Raw genomic sequence first — 19089 nt, 5'->3', positions numbered from 1 at the left:
CAATGTGAAAGGGATTGATGGGTTTTGGTGTAAAAGCGCTTACATTTTGTTCTGCCGGTAATTGAAGCTTACACGTAAAATACGATGAGGTGATAAAACATGTCAGCCAACCCGCTTTCTAAAAGCAATCAGAAAGATGAAGAAAAAGAAGTTCTTAATTTGTTCTTGTCAACACAATCGATCATAAAAGAAGCCCTGCGCAAACTGGGCTATCCTGACAATATGTATGAACTGATGAAAGAGCCGATGAGGCTTTTAACCGTCCGCATCCCTGTCAAAATGGACAATGGCTCAGTACAGGTTTTCACGGGCTACCGCTCACAGCATAATGACGCAGTCGGCCCGACAAAAGGGGGCGTGCGGTTTCATCCGGAAGTCAGTGAAGAAGAGGTCAAGGCGCTTTCCATCTGGATGACTTTAAAATGCGGCATCACAAATCTTCCTTACGGGGGCGGAAAAGGCGGCATCATCTGTGATCCGCGGACGATGTCATTCGGAGAGCTGGAACGGCTGAGCCGCGGATATGTGCGTGCGATCAGCCAGATCGTCGGTCCGACAAAGGATATTCCGGCTCCCGACGTATATACCAACTCACAGATTATGGCATGGATGATGGACGAATACAGCCGCCTGAGAGAATTTGATTCACCGGGATTCATTACGGGCAAACCGATCGTTCTCGGCGGTTCACAGGGGCGGGAGACGGCGACCGCGCAAGGTGTCACGATTTGTATTGAGGAAGCCGTTAAGAAAAAAGGGATTCCATTGGAAAATGCACGGATCATCATTCAGGGGTTCGGAAATGCGGGGAGCTTTCTCGCTAAATTTATGCATGACGCCGGTGCCAAGGTGATCGGCATCTCAGACGCCCACGGCGCTTTGTATGACCCTGACGGCCTTGACATTGATTACCTGCTGGATAAGCGGGACAGCTTCGGCACGGTGACGAATCTCTTCTCGGATGTCATAACGAACCGGGAGCTGCTGGAAAAGGACTGTGATATTCTCGTGCCTGCCGCAATCTCCAATCAGATTACGGCTGAAAACGCCCATCACATTAAAGCTTCAATCATTGTGGAGGCGGCGAACGGCCCGACAACGATAGACGCCACGAAAATCCTGAATGAAAGAGGCGTGCTTCTCGTGCCGGATATTTTGGCAAGCGCCGGCGGCGTGACGGTGTCTTATTTTGAATGGGTGCAAAATAATCAAGGCTTTTACTGGTCTGAGGAGGAAGTCGCCGGAAAACTGCGCAGCGTCATGGTGAATTCGTTTGAATCCATTTATCAGACAGCGCATACCCACAAAGTCGATATGCGTTTAGCCGCCTATATGACGGGCATCAGAAAGTCGGCTGAAGCGGCCCGGTTCCGCGGCTGGGTATAAGTGTTATCCGCAAAGAGATTTTGCATCAGTTATATAACGGATCGCAAAATTTCTTTGCGTTTTCAGATTGCAGCTGACAGATTCGGACAAGCTTCGTCCGCTTTCGGCAAAGATTTTCTTATTTTTATCACAAATTGCTATGCTGGTATGCTTCTTGCATCTTCATAAAGCGTGAGCACACATTACAAAATACGGGGAGGAATTCTAATGACAGTTTCATACGCACACGAACCATTTACAAATTTTCAGGAAGAGACAAATAAACAATCGTTTCAGGAAGCGCTGGCTTATGTGAATTCACAGCTCGGCAAGCATTATCCGCTTATCATCAACGGTGAAGCGATTGAAACGGATAAAAAGATCATTTCCGTCAATCCGGCAGATAAAAAAGAAGTGATCGGTTCTGTATCGGCCGCCGGAAAAGAACTTGCGGAAAAGGCCATGCAGGCTGCGCTGCAGGCATTTCAGACATGGAAAAAAGTACGGCCGGAACACCGCGCGAATGTGCTGTTTAAAGCGGCGGCGATCATCCGCAGAAGAAAGCACGAATTCTCCGCGTATCTAGTGAAAGAAGCGGGAAAACCGTGGAAGGAAGCGGATGCTGATACGGCGGAAGCGATCGATTTTTTAGAGTATTACGCCCGTCAGATGCTGAAACTGAAAGACGGTTCCCCTGTAAAGAGCCGTGACGGAGAATATAATCAGTATCACTATGAGCCGCTTGGGGTGGGAATCGTCATTTCTCCATTCAACTTCCCGCTTGCGATCATGGCGGGAACGGCGGCGGCAGCCATCGTAACAGGCAACACGATACTGCTGAAACCGGCGGATGCGGCGCCTGTCGTGGCGGCCAAATTTGTTGAAGTGATGAAAGAAGCGGGCCTGCCGGACGGCGTGCTCCAATTCATACCGGGCGACGGAGGAGAAATCGGCGACTATCTGGTTGAGCATCCGAAGACGAGATTTGTGTCGTTTACAGGCTCCCGCGCGGTCGGATGCCGCATCTATGAACGCGCCGCAAAAGTACAGCCGGGCCAAAAGTGGCTGAAACGGGTCATCGCCGAAATGGGAGGGAAAGATACGGTGCTTGTAGACAGAGATGCTGATCTTGATCTTGCCGCTTCCTCAATCGTGTATTCCGCCTTCGGATTCTCAGGCCAAAAATGTTCAGCCGGTTCCCGTGCGGTCATTCATCAGGACGTCTATGATGAAGTTGTTGAAAAAGCCGTCGCTTTAACAAAATCACTCACCGTCGGAAGTCCGGAAGATTTTGATACATACATGGGGCCAGTCATCCACGAAGCATCTTATAATAAAGTCATGAGTTATATCGAAATCGGCAAAACAGAAGGAAAACTCCTGACGGGAGGCGAAGGTGATGATTCAAAAGGATACTTTATTCAGCCGACCATTTTTGCGGATGTTGATGAAAACGCCCGCCTGATGCAGGAGGAAATTTTCGGGCCGGTCGTCGCGATCTCAAAAGCCCGTGATTTCGACCATATGCTTGAGATTGCCAATAATACCGATTACGGACTGACGGGCGCTCTGTTATCGAAAACCCGCGCGCACATTGAACGCGCCCGCGAAGATTTTCACGTCGGGAATCTATACTTCAACCGCGGCTGTACGGGAGCGATTGTCGGATACCAGCCGTTCGGCGGCTTCAATATGTCAGGAACCGATTCAAAAGCCGGAGGACCTGACTATCTGATTCTTCATATGCAGGCAAAAACAACATCTGAAGCCTATTAATCTTTCGGAAATAGCGCGATGAAAAAGAGAGTCGCGCTATTTTCTCTATATGAAGGTAAGGAGGATGGAACATGTATCAGCAGCTCAGCAAAATGCTTCCGGAGGAGAAAATAGAAGCCATTACGAAATCACTGGTGGCGTTAAACAGCATCAACGGCACATTGGGAGAAGGAAAAAAAGCCGACTATATCAAAGATATGATCAAGAGCTTTCCCTACTTTCAGGAGAATCCGTCACATGTGTGGGAGCAGGCGATTCCTGAGGACCCTTACGGCCGCAAAAATATTTTCGCATTTATTGAGGGGAACGGAGAAAGCCTGAATACGGTCATTTATCACGCTCATCTTGATACGGTCGGCATCGAGGATTTCGGCCCTTTAAAAGATATCGCTTTTGATTCCGACCGTCTTGCGGAATATTTCTCAAACTATGAATTTGATCGGGATGTGCAGCGGGACGCCCGCTCAGGCGAGTGGATGTTCGGAAGGGGTTCGGTTGATATGCAGAGCGGTATTGCCGTTCATCTCGCCAATCTGCTTCACTTTTCTGAACGGCGCGATCAGCTGCCGGGCCATATTCTGTTCATGGCAAACCCGGATGAAGAAAGCCAGCATTCCGGCATTTTAACCAGCATTTCTGAATTAAAACGTCTGAAACAAGAAAAGCAGCTTCGTTATTTAGCAGCGATTAATAACGATTTTATCACGCCGCTGTATGAGGGTGACACGACAAGGTACATCTACACGGGCGCGGCAGGGAAGCTTTTGCCTTGCTTTGCGATTTACGGGCGGGAGGTGCATGTCGGTGATACGCTGTCCGGCATCGACCCGAATTTGATCGCATCAGAAATCACCAGAAGAATTCACAACAATATTCATATGGCGGAAAACATTGAAGGGGAGCTTGTGCTTCCGCCGACCTGCCTGTACCAGCGTGACAATAAGGAAGTGTATAACGTGCAGACCGCCGTCAGCAGCTATGTCTATTTTAATTATTTTATTTACGAGAAAACCGCCAAAGAAGTCATGGATCAGCTGACCGCCGTGGCTGACGAAGCCTGCAGAGAGACAGAGCAAAAATTATCTGATTATTATGACGAATACTGCGAGAGAACGAGCCTGCCGAAAAAAGAGATGTCATGGAACGTTCAAGTGTACAGTCTGGAAGATTACCTGAAAAGGCTGAGAAACCGCGGGATAGACCCTGCACAGTGTATCGAGCAGACATTTAAAACATATGAACATCTTGAACTGCGGATGAGATGCTTTAAAGCCGTCGAGGAACTGCAAAAACTCGATCCTGAGCAGGGAGCCAAGGTCATTATTTTCTATGCGCCGCCTTACCTTCCGCACAATTATCTGAAAGAAGAGAGCACACGTGACCGGCTTTTGCAGCATGTCATTCAAGAAGCGGTCGATAAAACAGCGGCATCAACCGGAGAAACATTCGTCTTTAAAAAGTTTTTCCCTTATTTAGCGGACGGAAGCTTTTTATCGCTGCATGAAACAGACGAGGAGGTCTCCGCCTTTACCGATAATTTTCCGGGCTGGGATGTCATCGGGACGATTCCTTTTAAAGAAATCAGGGAATTGAATATTCCGTCGGTCAATATAGGGGTATACGGAAAAGACGGCCATAAATGGACGGAACGCGTGTACAAGCCGTACACATTCCATGTGCTGCCGGAGCTCATTAAGCAGACGACAATGCACCTTTTGCACAGCTGCCGATTAGACATACGCACAAATGGCTGACATAACGGAATAAGGGGGATGTATATGCAGGGAGATACCAATCAAACTGAATTACAGCGCACGATGAAGGGCCGGCATTTGTTTATGATCGCCCTCGGCGGTGTGATCGGGACGGGGCTTTTTCTGGGCTCCGGTTTTACGATCAGTGAAGCAGGACCGATCGGCGCGATATTGGCTTATGTGATCGGCGGATTTTTAATGTATCTGGTGATGCTTTGTTTGGGGGAGCTCGCGGTCGCCATGCCGGTCGCAGGATCATTTCAGGCGTATGCCGCAAAGTTTCTCGGGCCGTCGACGGGGTTTACGATCGGGTGGATGTACGCATTCAGCTGGGCCAATACAGTGGGGCTTGAACTGACGTCGGCGGGGATTTTAATGCAGCGGTGGTTTCCGGCCGTTCCGATTTGGGTGTGGTGCCTTGTATTCGGCGTCGTCATTTTTTCCATTAACGCGCTGTCTGCGCGGAGTTTTGCGGAAATGGAATTTTGGTTTTCCAGCATTAAGGTCATGGCCATTGTATTGTTTATTATTCTCGGCTGCGCTGCGGTATTCGGCTTTGTCGGTTTTAACGGCGGGCAGACGGCTCCGTATCTGTCAAACTTTACGACGGACAAAGGGCTTTTTCCGAACGGTGCCCAAGCCGTGCTGTTTACCCTTGTCATGGTGAATTTTTCATTTCAGGGTACCGAGCTGGTCGGAATCGCCTCGGGAGAAAGCGAAAATCCGGAAAAGACGCTTCCCCGCTCAATCCGAAACGTCATATGGCGGACGCTGTTTTTCTTCGTGCTGGCGATGTTTGTTCTCGTATCCATTTTGCCGTACCAAACGGCAGGCGTCATCGAAAGCCCGTTTGTGGCTGTGCTGGATAAAATCGGCGTTCCCTATGCGGCTGATATCATGAACTTTGTCATTCTGACCGCCATGCTGTCGGTGGCGAATTCCGGGCTGTACGCTTCGTCCAGAATGATGTGGTCCCTATCAAAAACTAAGATGGGTCCCGCTTCCTTAACGAAACTGACGAAAAAAGGCGTGCCTCTGAAAGCTCTTTCCATCACCATCGCCATCTCCGGTTTATCCCTGCTGACAAGTGTATTCGCGGCTGAAACGGTGTATGTGTGGCTCATTTCCATCTCCGGTATGATTACCGTCGTCGCGTGGATGTCAATCTGCGCTTCACAATTCGTTTTCCGGAGGCGTTTTCTCGCTGAAGGAGGAAATCTGAAAGACCTGGCATTTAAAACGCCGCTTTATCCGATCGTGCCGATTCTCGGATTTTCGGTTTACGGGCTTATCTTGATCAGTCTCATCTTTATCCCCGACCAGCGTATCGGTCTGTACTGCGGCGTCCCGCTGATGATCATCTGTTACGCGTATTATCACTTCGGTATCAAAAAACGCCTGAAGCGTGAGCCGGTTTCTTCGGGAAAAGGCGCTGCCGGATAAGAAAAGAAGCCCTCCGCAAAAAGCGGCGGGCTTTACTTTGTTTTCCGTTTGGCCGACAGCACATAGGATAGAACGGCACAGAACTCAAAACCGAAAATGCTGACGGCCATCGGCCAGGCATTTTCTTCTCCGGCAATACCGACAAGGGGAGCGGCAGCCGCACCGCCGATAAAGGGCAGGAGTCCGAGAAGAGCCGCAGCGCTTCCCGCGCCTTTCTCCTGTTTCTGCATAGCCAGAGAAAATCCCGTCGTCGTGACGATCCCGACAGAAGAAACAATGATGAATAAAGAAATGCAGACCGCCGTCAGGCCTAAACCAAACGCAAGTGATAAAAGCAAAGCGATGCTTCCGATGACGGCGATCAACAGCCCGGAGACAAACAGCTTCCGTTCATCATGTGTTTTGGCCATCCGTCCGGTGATTTGGGTGGCGCATATGATTCCCGCACCGTTTACGGCGAACAGCAGGCTGAACATTTGCGCCGATACGCCGTAGATGTTTTGCAGTACAAACGGCGACCCGGCAATATATGCGAACATGCCGGTCATCACAAATGCCTGGCTGAGCGCAAATCCCATAAACATCCGGTCGCCAAGCAGGCCGCGAAACGTCATCAGCGTCTCCCGGAGTCCGCCGCTTGTCCGCTTTTCCGGCGGGAGTGATTCAGGCAACGCCGTAAGCACAGCGGCGGAAATGATACAGCCGATCACCGCCAGCACGACAAATACGATTTTCCAGCCGGCAAACTGAAGGATAAATCCCCCTGTAATCGGCGCTAAAATCGGCGCCGCCCCATTGACGAGCATCAGTAATGAGAAAAAAGCCGTTAATTCTTTTCCGGAATACATATCGCGCGCGGAAGCCCGTGCGATGACGATTCCGGCCGCCCCGGTGAATCCTTGAATAAACCTCATAACAATTAAAAACGAAACAGAAGGGCTGAAGGCGCATAATAAAGAAGACAGCGTATAAAGCAGCAATGACAGAATGAGCGGCTTCCGGCGCCCGATCATATCACTGAGCGGCCCGACAACGATCTGCCCGACCGCCAGCCCCAAAAGACAAAACGTCAGGCTCAGCTGCGCAAGTGACGCTGTCGTATGAAGATCGGCCGCCACTTCAGGCAAAGCGGGCAGATACATATCGAGCGAAAGCGGCCCGAATGAAGCGAGCGTCCCGAGAATCAGTACCATGCCGAGGCCTGCGCGGGCGGCCTTTGAATCAGCGTTATTCATTCCATGACCCCCACCTTAACAAATGATTCTATCACTATAGCATAACCGGACGGCGTATTTTATATCATTTATTGAATAAAAACTAAATATTTTATTTAAAATCTGAATGTAAATAAAAAATTAGAATTAGTTTTCATGTGAAATGTAAAATGAAATATAAGGATGCTAAACTATAAAACAACAAAAGGTAGAAAAGTTTTACGGAAGAGGTGTTCAAAGAGCATGAACAGCAAACAAACCGATCACATCGAAACGAAACGCCGATTTCCGATCTGTCTCGCGCTTGCTTTGACATTAGGCGTATTTGCCGCCGGTTCTGAAGAGCTGGTGATTTCTCCGCTGCTTCCGGATTTAGCGCAGAGTTTCAGCTCGGATGTCAGTGTGCTGGCGCTTTCCATCAGTATTTACGGATTGATGATTTTTATCGGGGCGCCGCTTCTCGTTCCGCTGGGAGATAAATATTCCCGGGAGCTCAGCCTGATGGCGGGGCTGCTTATATTTACGGCCGGCACGGTGATCTGCGCGCTGGCGCACAATCTCTTTTTCTTCTTTCTGGGCAGGGCGCTTTCCGGGCTTGCGGCGGGTGCGTTTGTGCCGACAGCTTATGCGGTGGTCGGCGACCGTGTGCCTTATGCGTACCGCGGCAAGGTGATGGGTCTGATCGTGTCAAGCTGGTCGCTCGCTTTGATTTTCGGCGTTCCGATCGGCTCTTTTATCGGCGGCGTTTTGAATTGGCGGTGGACGTTTTGGATTTTCGCCCTGATGTCTGTCCTCGTTGCTTCGCTCATTTTCATTGAGGCGCGCCGCAGCACGGCGGATGGGGATAAAACAGAAGAGGAAAACGGACGGCAGGCAGGCACTTTCCGGGATGCGCTGAAGGTGCCGCGTGTCCCTGTATACCTCACGATCACTTTTTGCAACATGATTGGTTTTTACGGCATGTATTCCTTTCTCGGCACCTATCTTCACCGCGTGCTGCCGGGGGGAAATACAGCTTCAGGGCTGCTGATCATGGTGTACGGAATCGGTTTTTCCATGAGCGTGTTCACCGGAAAAATCGCAGATAAGGCGGGGAAAATGCGCGCTTTGATCGCGGCATTGGCCGTGATCAGCATATGGCTTTCCTGTCTCGCCTATGCGCCGTCTTCAATGCCGTTTTTGGTCATCGGGTTATTCGTCTGGGGATTGATGCAAAGCCTGACGGTGACTTTGCTCAGCACCATTTTAAGTGATTGCTCACAGAGCCGCCGGGGCAAAATCATGGCATTTTACAGTCTGGCGTCCAATTTGGCCGTCACCTTGGGTTCTGCTGTCATGGGTCCGGTCTATGTCGGATACGGATATGCAGCTGTCGGATTTATTTGTGCGGCCGTCACCCTCATCGGCTTTGTCCTCAGCGTTTTCGCATACAGAAGGTATGGGAAATATGAGCATCAGGCCGACCAATCATTGTATCGGTAAAATAAAGTTTCTATAATTTTATAAATGTAATTTTTAACACCTTATATCTTAAGGTGTTTTCTAATATATAGGAATAATTATCAATATTTTCAAATAATATTGACAGCTCGAACTTCTATGGATAATATTTACTTAAAATTTAACAGATTGGTTGGTGCTCATGATTATATTGGATAATAGCATTCAAACAAAAAGCAAGGCTTATTCAATATCTAAACTGATTACGATCAACACGCTCGGTCCTGAAGGGACAAGCAGTGAGTACGCAGCAAAAAACTTCATCACCAATTTTACCCTTCTCCAAGGGGTGAACAGCAAATTATCACTGCATGATACATTTGAATCGTGCATTGAAAAAACGCTTCAAAGTCCGCTGGAATACACAATTGTGCCTCACGCGTATGACGGCATTAAGCACTTCTACATGAGACCGGATCTGCAGCTTCTGCAAATTTTCAGGTGCGACACCCCGATGTACGGCCTGGCTGTCCGGCCCGGTTTTGAATATACGGATGACATGCTTGATAAGACTGTCATCGTATCCCACCCGTCTCCTATCAATTTGATTAAGTATTTTACCCGTAAAGATGTCACGTTTGATCTGGTGAACTCGACGAGCGCAGCCGCGAAAAGAGTGAAGGACGGTTTGTCCGACATCGCGCTGACAAATGAGCTGGCCAGACAAAAGTACGGCCTTCACTTTGTCAAAACATTTAAAAGCATTCCCATGAGCTGGTCATTATTCGGAAAAGGAGAGATTCATGATGAAAACTGAACAAGATTTGCAGGAACTTTATTTCCCGACGCCTAAATTAATAGAATGGGATAACGGAGTAAGACAATATTCGTCTGTCAGAGGAGATACGGAAGTTCTGCTTTCTTACGTTCCGCCGCATACAAACGTGGAACCGCATCAGCATAAGGAAGTCCAAATCGGCCTTGTCGTTTCCGGCGAGCTGTCCATGACTGTCGGAGATGTCACAAGAAAGATGACAGCGCTGGAATCAGCCTATATCGCGCCTCCTAACGTGCCTCACGGCGCAAGAAATGAGACAGATCAAGAAGTGATCGCCATTGATATTAAACGCCTGAAAGCCGGTGAAACCTACACAAGCCCCGAGGACTATTTTTTGAATATTTTTAAAACTAGAGACTTATTGCCTGGGATGGAAGTCACGTTCTTCGTGGAAGACTGGGTGGAAATCATGCTTGCCAACATTCCGGGCAACGGGGGAGAAATGCCGTTCCATAAACACCGCAATGAACAGATCGGCATCTGCATCGGCGGCGGCTATGATATGACCATTGAAGGCTGCAAAGTGGATATGACATTCGGCACAGCTTATTTCTGCGATCCGAGAGAAGATCACGGCGCCATCAACAGATTTGAAAAAGATTCAAAATCAGTCAATATCTTTTTCCCTCCGCGCTATAACAGAGCAAAAGCGAAAAAATTAGAGGCGAAAGAGTCATGAACCTGACGGATAAAACCGTCCTCATCACAGGGGGCGCATCAGGCATCGGTTATGCCGCGGTTCAGGCGTTTCTGAATCAGCAGGCGAATGTGGTCGTCGCGGATATTGATGAGGCGCAGGGAGAAGCGATGATCCGGAAAGAAAACAATGACAGGCTGCACTTTGTCCGGACGGATATTACAGATGAACCGGCATGTCAAAACGCCATCCGGTCAGCGGCGGACAAGTTCGGCGGATTGGACGTGTTAATCAATAACGCCGGCATCGAAATTGTCGCGCCGATTCATGAGATGGAGCTGAGCGATTGGAACAAGGTGCTCAACGTCAATCTGACGGGCATGTTTCTTATGAGCAAGCACGCGCTCAAGTATATGCTCAAAAGCGGCAAGGGCAATATCATTAACACGTGCTCCGTCGGAGGAGTCGTTGCATGGCCCGACATTCCCGCATATAACGCCTCTAAAGGCGGCGTATTGCAGCTGACGCGTTCGATGGCCGTCGATTACGCCAAACACAACATCCGCGTCAATTGCGTGTGCCCGGGAATCATTGACACACCTTTGAATGAAAAGTCGTTCCTTGAAAACAACGAAGGCACGCTTGAAGAAATCAAAAAAGAAAAAGCGAAAGTCAATCCGCTGCTGAGACTCGGCAAGCCTGAAGAAATAGCGAACGTCATGCTGTTTCTCGCGTCGGATTTATCAAGCTATATGACCGGAAGCGCGATCACCGCAGACGGTGGATACACCGCACAATAGAGAAGGAGTGTTTACATATGGAGAGAAAAACAGTATTGGTCATTGCTGATCTTGGAGGCTGCCCGCCGCACATGTTTTATAAAAGCGCTGCTGAAAAATATAACCTGGTCAGCTTTATTCCAAGGCCTTTTGCAATTACAGCCTCTCATGCGGCATTAATTGAAAAATACTCGATTGCGGTCATTAAAGATAAAGACTATTTTAAGAGTCTGGCTGATTTTGAGCATCCCGATTCGATTTACTGGGCTCATGAAGATCATGATAAACCTGAGGAAGAAGTAGTCGAAGAAATCGTCAAGGTGGCCGGCATGTTCGCGGTTGACGCCATTACGACCAACAATGAACTGTTTATCGCTCCGATGGCAAAAGCGTGTGAACGTCTCGGCCTGCGGGGAGCGGGCGTACAGGCCGCTGAAAATGCCAGAGATAAAAACAAAATGAGAGCCGCCTTCAACCGGGCCGGCGTCAAGTCCATCAAAAACAAACGGGTGACGACGCTGGAAGATTTCCGCGCCGCGCTTCAGGAAATCGGAACGCCGCTCATTCTGAAGCCTACATATCTGGCGAGCTCCATCGGCGTGACGCTTATCAAAGAGATGGAAACGGCCGAAGCCGAGTTTAACAGAGTCAATGAATATCTGAAGTCGATTAACGTACCGAAAGCGGTCACGTTTGAAGCGCCGTTTATCGCGGAAGAATTTTTGCAGGGCGAGTATGACGACTGGTACGAAACAAGCGGTTATTCCGACTATATCAGCATAGAAGGCATCATGGCCGACGGAGAATACTTCCCTGTCGCGATTCATGATAAAACACCGCAAATCGGATTCACGGAGACATCGCATATTACGCCGTCCATCCTGGATGATGACGCGAAGCGGAAAATCGTCGAAGCAGCCAAAAAGGCGAATGAAGGACTCGGCCTCGAAAACTGCGCAACACATACAGAAATAAAATTAATGAAAAACCGGGAAGCCGGACTGATTGAATCAGCGGCACGATTTGCGGGCTGGAACATGATACCGAATATTAAAAAGGTCTTCGGCGTCGATATGGCGCAGCTGTTATTGGATGTTCTCTGTTTCGGAAAAGATGCCGATCTGCCGAAAGGATTATTGGAGCGGGAGCCATGCTATGTCGCCGACTGCCACTTGTATCCTCAGCATTTCAAAGAGAACGGCCAGCTGCCTGAGACGGCTGTCGATTTCGTCATTGAAAGCATTGACATTCCCGACGGCGTCTTAAAGGGAGACACCGAAATCGTTTCTTTCTCAGCGGCCGAAGCGGGTACATCCGTGGATCTGCGGCTGTTCGAAGCGTTCAACAGCATTGCGGCGTTTGAGCTGAAAGGAAGCAATTCGGGTGACGTGGCCGAATCAATCAAACAAATTCAGCAGCAGGCGAAGCTGACTGCAAAGTATGCGTTACCGGTATGAAACAGCTGAAACCGAACTCTAAGTATTTGCTTTTCGGGCAGGCGCTTTCGTTTATGGGAGACTATTGCGTTCTCCCGGCCCTGCTCATTTTGTCTACATACTATCACGACTACTGGGTGACGTCCGGCGTCATCGCGGTCCGCAGTATTCCGATGGTGTTTCAGCCGTTTTTAGGCGTGCTCGTGGACCGGCTCGACAGGGTGAAAATCATGCTGTGGACGGATGTGATCAGAGGTGTCATCTTTTTGGGGCTGACATTTCTCCCGAAAGGCGAATATCCGCTGCTTTTTCTGGCGCTGCTGTTTGTTTCTTATGGAAGCGGCGTGTTTTTTAACCCGGCACGTCTCGCGGTCATGTCGTCTTTAGAAGCTGATATTAAAAATATCAACACTTTGTTTGCAAAAGCCACGACGATTTCGATTATTGTCGGCGCTGCAGCCGGCGGACTTTTTCTGTTAGGCGGTTCTGTGGAGCTTGCCGTCGCGTTTAACGGGGTGACCTATCTTGTCTCCGCGTTTTTCATCAGCCGCATTAAGCTTCAATACGTGCCGATTCAGTCAGAAAACGTGAGAGAAGCTTTTCAGTCGTTTAAAGAAGGCCTGAAGGAAATCAAAACAAATGCTTTTGTGTTAAACGCCATGTTCACGATGATTACGATGGCGCTTTTGTGGGGTGTCGTCTACAGCTATTTCCCGATTGTCAGCCGCTTTTTAGGCGACGGGGAAATCGGCAATTTCATCCTGACGTTCTGTATCGGCTTCGGCGGCTTTATCGGCGCCGCTCTTGTCAGCAAATGGGGCTTTAACAACAATAAAGGGCTGATGTATTTTACAGTGTTATCGATCGTCTCGCTTGCGCTGTTTTTGTTTACCCCGATTTTCGCCGTGTCAGTCATTGCCGCCATTCTTTTCTTTATCGCAATGGAATACGGTGAAGTGCTGGCAAAGGTCAAAGTTCAGGAGAACGCGGCGAACCAGATTCAGGGCCGGATCTTTTCGGTGGCGGAGGCATCCATCGGATTGTGCATCGCCGTCGGTTCCATGCTGATCAACATTGTAGACGCGGCAGTCATCATGGCGTTTATCGTCCTTTTGGTCAGCGGGCTGTTTCTGCATACAAAACTGGTCAATAAATCCTTTTCAGAACGGAATAACGAATCAGAGCAAATTCATTTATAAGGAGCCTTTCAGATGGAAATCATACCGTCCGACGTCATCAAGACACTTCCGAAACAGGAATTTTCGCTCGTTTTTCAAAAGGTAAAAGAGTTGGAGAAAACGGGAGCCCAGATTATTAACCTCGGGCAGGGGAATCCCGATCTCCCCACACCGCCGCATATCGTTGAAACATTGCGGGAGGCTGCGCTGAATCCTTCGTATCACGGATACGGCCCGTTCAGAGGCTATCCGTTTCTGAAAGAAGCCATCGCGGAATTTTATGAGAGAGAGTACGGGGTATCGGTCAATCCGGAGACAGAAGTCGCGCTGTTCGGCGGAGGGAAAGCTGGTTTGTACGTTTTGACGCAATGCCTGCTGAACCCCGGCGATATCGCCTTAGTCCCGAACCCCGGCTACCCTGAGTATTTATCGGGCATTACAATGGCCAGAGCGGAGCTGCATGAGATGCCGCTTCATCCGGAAAACGGCTATTTGCCGGATTTTGAGCGGATTGATCCCGCCGTCCTGAAAAAAGCCAAGCTGATGTTTTTGAATTACCCGAATAACCCGACGGGGGCGACTGCGGATCAGGCGTTTTATGAAAAAGCGGCAGCGTTTGCAAAAAAACATGACATCCACCTTATTCACGATTTTGCATACGGCGCGTACGAATTTGATCAGAACCCGGCCAGCTTTCTTCAGGCGAAAGAAGCGAAAACGGTCGGCGCGGAGCTTTATTCATTTTCGAAAACCTTCAATATGGCAGGCTGGAGAATGGCATTTGCCGTGGGGAATGAAAAAATCATTCAGGCGGTCAATGAGTTTCAGGATCACGTCTTCGTCGGCATGTTCGGCGGTCTTCAGCAGGCGGCAGCGGCGGCGCTGTCAGGAAATCCTGAGCATACCGAGCGTCTGAAGCGCACATATAAAGAACGGATTGACTTTTTCACGGCGTTATGTGAAAAGGAATTAGGCTGGAGCATTGAAAAACCGAAAGGGACTTTTTATGTCTGGGCTGAAATTCCGAATGAATTCGAGTCTTCACACCAGTTTTCGGACTATCTGCTGGAGCATGCCCATGTTGTCGTGACGCCCGGCGAGATTTTCGGCAGCGGCGGAAAGCGTTATGTCAGAATATCAATGGTGGCCAAGCAGGGCGATTTGAGGGAATTTGTGGTGCGGATTCAAAAGCTCGGTTTGTCCTTTCCTTCATTACAAGAAACATCCCGCTGAGAGCGGGATGTTTTTATTATATGCTTTTCATGCTGCCGCCGTCGGCTGACACTTGCTGTCCGGTAATATAGGAGGCTTCTTCAGAGGCAAGAAAGGCAGCCAGCGCCGCGGTTTCTTCCGCAGTTCCGACACGCTTCATCGGGACGTCTGATGCAATCCGTTCTTCCGCTTCCGCTTTAGAAATGCCGTTTTGCTTCATGACATTCTTCACGAATTGGTGATAACGGTCTGTGGCGATAAACCCGGGATTCAGACAGTTGACAGTAATGTGAAAAGGCGCAAGCTGAATGGCGATGTTTTTGCTGGCATTAATTAAAGCGGCGTTCATCATGCTGTTGGTAAACATATTGGCACCGGGTTCTTTCCATAGGTTTCCGACGATATTAATGATTCTGCCGAATTCGTGCTGTTTCATGATTGCTGCGGCCGTTTTCATAGAGTCGATATAGGCAATCGTTTTATTCGTAAAGGTATTTGTCATATCCTCTATATCACAGTTTTCAAAGGTATCCGGCGAGCCGCCCGGAATGTTGTTGATCAATACATCAAGCCGTCCGCATTGTGATCTGATCTCTTCAAAAATGCCGGCTCTTGTCTTCTGGTCCGACATATCCCCGGCCAGAACGGTGACGCCCGCATCCGGATGTTTGGCGAGGATCTCTTCTTTTACCGATTCGATATTTTCGGGAACTCGTGAATTAATGACGGTATGAAAGCCATTGTCCGCCAGTTTCAGAGCGATCGCTTTGCCGATCCCCTGACTGGCTCCCATAATAAATGCGGTTCGTTTTGACAACTGTCTGCACCCCTTTACCAAAATGGAATCTCCTTTACATCGTAAAAAAAAATGATAAAAATAGCAAATTTTATTTAAATTCTGACAAAGAAAAAACCCGCCGAACAGGCGGGTTGTTGTTACACGTGCAAAAACTTCGGAAGCGTGTCGAGGGACAAGCGGTTTCCGACAAAAAATGAACCGAATTCGCCGTAGCGCGCGCTGACTTCATCAAAGCGCATTTCGTAAACAAGTTTTTTGAACTGAAGCACATCATCGCTGAAGAGCGTGACGCCCCATTCGTAATCGTCAAAACCGACAGATCCCGTGATAATCTGTTTGACTTTGCCGGCATAGCTCCGTCCGATCAAGCCGTGGCTTCTCATCAGGTTTCTGCGTTCATCCATAGAAAGCATGTACCAGTTGTCATTGCCGCTTCTTCTTTTATCCATCGGATAGAAGCAGACGTATTTCGCTTCGGGCAGCTCAGGATACAGGCGGGCGCGGACATGCGGATTTTCATACGGATCGCCTTCTCCGCTTGCGAGGTAGTTGCTCAGCTCAACCACGGACACGTAAGAGTAAGCCGGGATTGTAAATTCAGCAAGCTTTGATTTGTTAAATTCAAGCTCGATTTCGTTCAGCTCTTCCATTGTCGGGCGAAGAATCATCAGCATGAAATCAGCTTTCTGTCCGACGATGCTGTAGATGGTTTGCGAGCCTTTGCCTTCTTTTTGGGCGACGCTCCATTTTTCAAGCAGTCCCGTAAATTCGTGAATAATCGACAGGCGCTCATCGCTGGATAACATCTTCCATGACGTCCAGTCCATTGTGCGGAAATCGTGAAGCGCGTACCAGCCGTCAAGCGTTTGGGCGGCTTCGTTCGTTTTTTGCTGCTCACTCATGTATCTTCACTCCTATATCTTTTCATTGATGCCTTCACTATATCACAGTTTAACCGTTTCGGCTGTGGAGAAACCTTGAATAATCCGAAGCCTTGTGTCAGAAAATAAGCCGTGAAACAAACCGTCAATTAAATTAGTTAGAAAAATAAGATTTCTTTTTGAAAGCGCTATAATAGAAGTTGGTTATTTGAATTTAGCTGGAAGAAGAGTATGCTGTAAAAGTAAGCGTTTTTTGTCAACATAGAGGAGGGTATATCGTGGCAGATTTATTTACAAAAGTACAAGAAAAAGTCGCAGGAAAAGATGTGAAAATCGTATTTCCTGAAGGGTTGGACGAACGTATCCTGGTTGCGGTCAACAACTTGGCGGGCAATAAGGTATTAAAGCCGATCGTAGTCGGCAATAAAGAAGACATTCAAGCAAAAGCGAAAGAATTAAATCTTACGCTTGACGGCGTGGACATTTTTGACCCGCATACATATGAAGGCATGGAAGAACTCGTTCAGGCTTTCGTAGAACGCCGCAAAGGCAAAGCGACGGAAGAACAGGCCCGCAAAGCTTTGCTGGACGAAAACTATTTCGGCACGATGCTTGTGTACAAAGGTCTCGCAGACGGACTTGTCAGCGGAGCTGCACATTCTACTGCTGATACGGTGCGCCCTGCACTGCAAATCATCAAAACAAAAGAAGGCGTGAAAAAAACATCAGGCGTCTTCATCATGGCCCGCGGTGACGAGCAGTATGTGTTCGCTGATTGCGCGATCAACATTGCTCCTGACAGCCAGGACCTTGCCGAAATCGCCATTGAAAGCGCCAATACGGCTCAAATGTTTGACATTGACCCGCGCGTTGCCATGCTCAGCTTCTCTACAAAAGGATCGGCGAAATCAGACGAGACGGACAAAGTGGCTGAAGCGGTGAAAATTGCGAAGGAAAAAGCGCCTGAGCTTACGCTTGACGGCGAATTCCAATTCGACGCTGCATTTGTGCCGTCTGTCGCGGAGAAGAAAGCGCCGGACTCCGACATTAAAGGAGACGCGAATGTATTTGTATTCCCAAGCCTTGAAGCAGGAAACATCGGCTACAAAATCGCTCAGCGCTTAGGCGGCTTCGAAGCGGTCGGACCGATTCTGCAAGGATTGAATATGCCTGTAAACGATCTTTCCAGAGGATGTAATGCGGAAGACGTCTACAATCTTGCGTTAATTACGGCTGCTCAAGCGCTGTAATCCGCAAATGCCGGCCTTTACGAGGGCCGGCATTTTTTTATAGAAAGAACGTCACTGCGGCCCAGCCGAACAGGGACAAACAGAGAGAACCGATCAAGCCTGCTGCGAGCGCCCGCCAGCCGTTATGACGAAATGCCGATATATGGACTTTCAAACCGAGACCCGCCATCGCCATGCCGATTAAAACATAAGACACTTGAACAAGAAACGCGGAAAACGAGGCTGAAATAACGCCTGATGTATGGATGGCGCTCATTCCGAGAAATCCGAAGATAAACCAAGGGATGGGGAGCGAAGCGGCAGAAGCCGTCTCTGACTTTCCGCTGCGGCGCGCCCGCATTCCGAGCATGAATGCGGCCGGGACGAGCAGCGCGACCCGGGTCAGTTTGACGATCACCGCCATCTCGACAGCTGCTTTTCCTCCGGCGCTGCCGGCCGCCGCCGCATGCGCCACTTCGTGAAGCGTTGCCCCGCAAAAGGCTCCGTAAGCCGCAGGAGAAAAGCCCAATCCATGATAAGCAAGAGAATATACAACAGTAAAAATGGTTCCTAATAACGAAACGGCGGCCGCGCTGATGGCGGCTGCATTTTCATTTGATCTGATCTGCGGCGCGATCGCCGCAATGGCAGCCGCTCCGCAGATCGCTGTGCCGCAGGCTGTCAGCGTGCTGAGTGTCTGATCTATACGGAACAGCCGGGACAGTCCGTATACAACGGCACCCGCAAACATCATACAGCAGACGGCAATTGCAAATACGTGCCAGCCCGCATGATAGATATCCGCCAGATTCAGTCTCATACCAAGCAGGATGATGCCTGCTTTCAGCAAGTATTTGCTTGAGAACGCGATCCCCGGCTCTAATGCCGCCCGCTGTCCGAATACGGCGCGCCAAAGCATGCCGATCAGCATTGCGAGGACAAGCATTCCGAGCATTCGCAAAAACGGCAGGCGGCTGACATAGAAAGCCGCAAACGCAATTCCTGCGGTAACTGAAACACCTTTTACCATCTTCATCCCAGTCACTTCCCATTATCTTGATAACTCCACTTTACTGCGGTCTTAATCATTAGTAAAATATATTTATAT

The 19089-nt window shown here is 49.1% G+C and carries 16 protein-coding genes; 12 read left to right on the top strand and 4 right to left on the bottom strand.

The window, feature by feature from the left end:
* Nucleotides 1-99: 99 nt before the first annotated feature.
* The 4 genes from HWY38_RS03860 to HWY38_RS03845 all read left to right on the top strand — a co-directional run bounded on the left by HWY38_RS03860 (nucleotide 100) and on the right by HWY38_RS03845 (nucleotide 6338).
* Complete coding sequence (locus tag HWY38_RS03860; RefSeq protein ID WP_003150991.1) at nucleotides 100-1386, top strand: Glu/Leu/Phe/Val family dehydrogenase; 1287 nt, start codon at nucleotides 100-102, stop codon at nucleotides 1384-1386.
* Between the two features lie 207 nt (nucleotides 1387-1593).
* Entirely contained in the window at nucleotides 1594-3141 is a 1548-nt protein-coding gene (gene pruA, locus HWY38_RS03855; RefSeq protein ID WP_003150992.1) for an L-glutamate gamma-semialdehyde dehydrogenase, read from the top strand.
* A gap of 71 nt (nucleotides 3142-3212) precedes the next feature.
* Nucleotides 3213-4895, top strand: a complete 1683-nt coding sequence (locus HWY38_RS03850; protein ID WP_224181293.1) for a M20 family metallopeptidase — start codon at nucleotides 3213-3215, stop codon at nucleotides 4893-4895.
* A 24-nt stretch (nucleotides 4896-4919) separates the two neighbouring features.
* Nucleotides 4920-6338, top strand: a complete 1419-nt coding sequence (locus HWY38_RS03845) for an amino acid permease (protein WP_224181292.1) — start codon at nucleotides 4920-4922, stop codon at nucleotides 6336-6338.
* 32 nt (nucleotides 6339-6370) lie between these two features.
* Here HWY38_RS03845 and HWY38_RS03840 read toward each other — a convergent pair whose 3' ends face one another.
* Nucleotides 6371-7573, bottom strand: coding sequence for a multidrug effflux MFS transporter (locus tag HWY38_RS03840; protein WP_224181291.1), 1203 nt, complete (start codon nucleotides 7571-7573; stop codon nucleotides 6371-6373).
* A gap of 222 nt (nucleotides 7574-7795) precedes the next feature.
* On the opposite strand from HWY38_RS03840, the gene HWY38_RS03835 reads away from it, so the two are divergent.
* From HWY38_RS03835 to HWY38_RS03805, 7 genes are all read left to right on the top strand, one after another.
* Complete coding sequence (locus HWY38_RS03835; RefSeq protein WP_224181290.1) at nucleotides 7796-9034, top strand: MFS transporter; 1239 nt, start codon at nucleotides 7796-7798, stop codon at nucleotides 9032-9034.
* A 160-nt stretch (nucleotides 9035-9194) separates the two neighbouring features.
* Complete coding sequence (locus tag HWY38_RS03830) at nucleotides 9195-9809, top strand: bacilysin biosynthesis protein BacA (protein ID WP_003150997.1); 615 nt, start codon at nucleotides 9195-9197, stop codon at nucleotides 9807-9809.
* On the top strand, nucleotides 9799-10509 hold the full coding sequence (locus HWY38_RS03825) for a cupin domain-containing protein (RefSeq protein ID WP_003151000.1): 711 nt from the start codon (nucleotides 9799-9801) through the stop codon (nucleotides 10507-10509). Before HWY38_RS03830 ends, HWY38_RS03825 begins: the two co-directional genes overlap by 11 nt.
* Nucleotides 10506-11267 (top strand): dihydroanticapsin 7-dehydrogenase, encoded by a 762-nt coding sequence (gene bacC, locus HWY38_RS03820; RefSeq protein WP_044802445.1) that lies wholly within the window; start codon nucleotides 10506-10508, stop codon nucleotides 11265-11267. Before HWY38_RS03825 ends, bacC begins: the two co-directional genes overlap by 4 nt.
* Nucleotides 11268-11284: 17 nt before the next feature.
* Nucleotides 11285-12703 (top strand): acetyl-CoA carboxylase biotin carboxylase subunit family protein, encoded by a 1419-nt coding sequence (locus HWY38_RS03815; protein ID WP_224181289.1) that lies wholly within the window; start codon nucleotides 11285-11287, stop codon nucleotides 12701-12703.
* Complete coding sequence (locus HWY38_RS03810; RefSeq protein WP_007407671.1) at nucleotides 12700-13881, top strand: MFS transporter; 1182 nt, start codon at nucleotides 12700-12702, stop codon at nucleotides 13879-13881. Before HWY38_RS03815 ends, HWY38_RS03810 begins: the two co-directional genes overlap by 4 nt.
* Nucleotides 13882-13893: 12 nt before the next feature.
* The gene (locus HWY38_RS03805) at nucleotides 13894-15093 is read left to right on the top strand and encodes a pyridoxal phosphate-dependent aminotransferase (RefSeq protein ID WP_224181288.1); all 1200 of its coding nucleotides are present in this window, start codon (nucleotides 13894-13896) and stop codon (nucleotides 15091-15093) included.
* 16 nt (nucleotides 15094-15109) lie between these two features.
* Here the strand turns inward: HWY38_RS03805 and HWY38_RS03800 are convergent, their stop codons facing one another.
* Entirely contained in the window at nucleotides 15110-15889 is a 780-nt protein-coding gene (locus HWY38_RS03800) for an SDR family oxidoreductase (protein WP_044802448.1), read from the bottom strand.
* 119 nt (nucleotides 15890-16008) lie between these two features.
* Nucleotides 16009-16773: a hydrogen peroxide-dependent heme synthase gene (gene hemQ, locus HWY38_RS03795; RefSeq protein ID WP_224181287.1), complete on the bottom strand. Its 765-nt coding sequence runs from the start codon at nucleotides 16771-16773 to the stop codon at nucleotides 16009-16011.
* A 257-nt stretch (nucleotides 16774-17030) separates the two neighbouring features.
* Between hemQ and pta the strand changes: the two genes are divergently transcribed.
* Nucleotides 17031-18002 (top strand): phosphate acetyltransferase, encoded by a 972-nt coding sequence (gene pta / locus HWY38_RS03790; RefSeq protein WP_003151012.1) that lies wholly within the window; start codon nucleotides 17031-17033, stop codon nucleotides 18000-18002.
* A 37-nt stretch (nucleotides 18003-18039) separates the two neighbouring features.
* On the opposite strand, the gene HWY38_RS03785 is transcribed toward pta, so the two are convergent.
* A complete protein-coding gene (locus tag HWY38_RS03785) occupies nucleotides 18040-19017 on the bottom strand; it encodes a YeiH family protein (RefSeq protein WP_224181286.1) in 978 nt (325 codons plus the stop codon).
* Nucleotides 19018-19089: the final 72 nt, after the last annotated feature.

The sequence above is a fragment of the Bacillus sp. KS1 genome (assembly GCF_020075515.1).
Taxonomy (GTDB): Bacteria; Bacillota; Bacilli; order Bacillales; family Bacillaceae; genus Bacillus; species Bacillus velezensis.
Note: the sequence above shows the minus strand (reverse complement) of the source record. Positions and strands in the feature narration are given on the sequence as shown.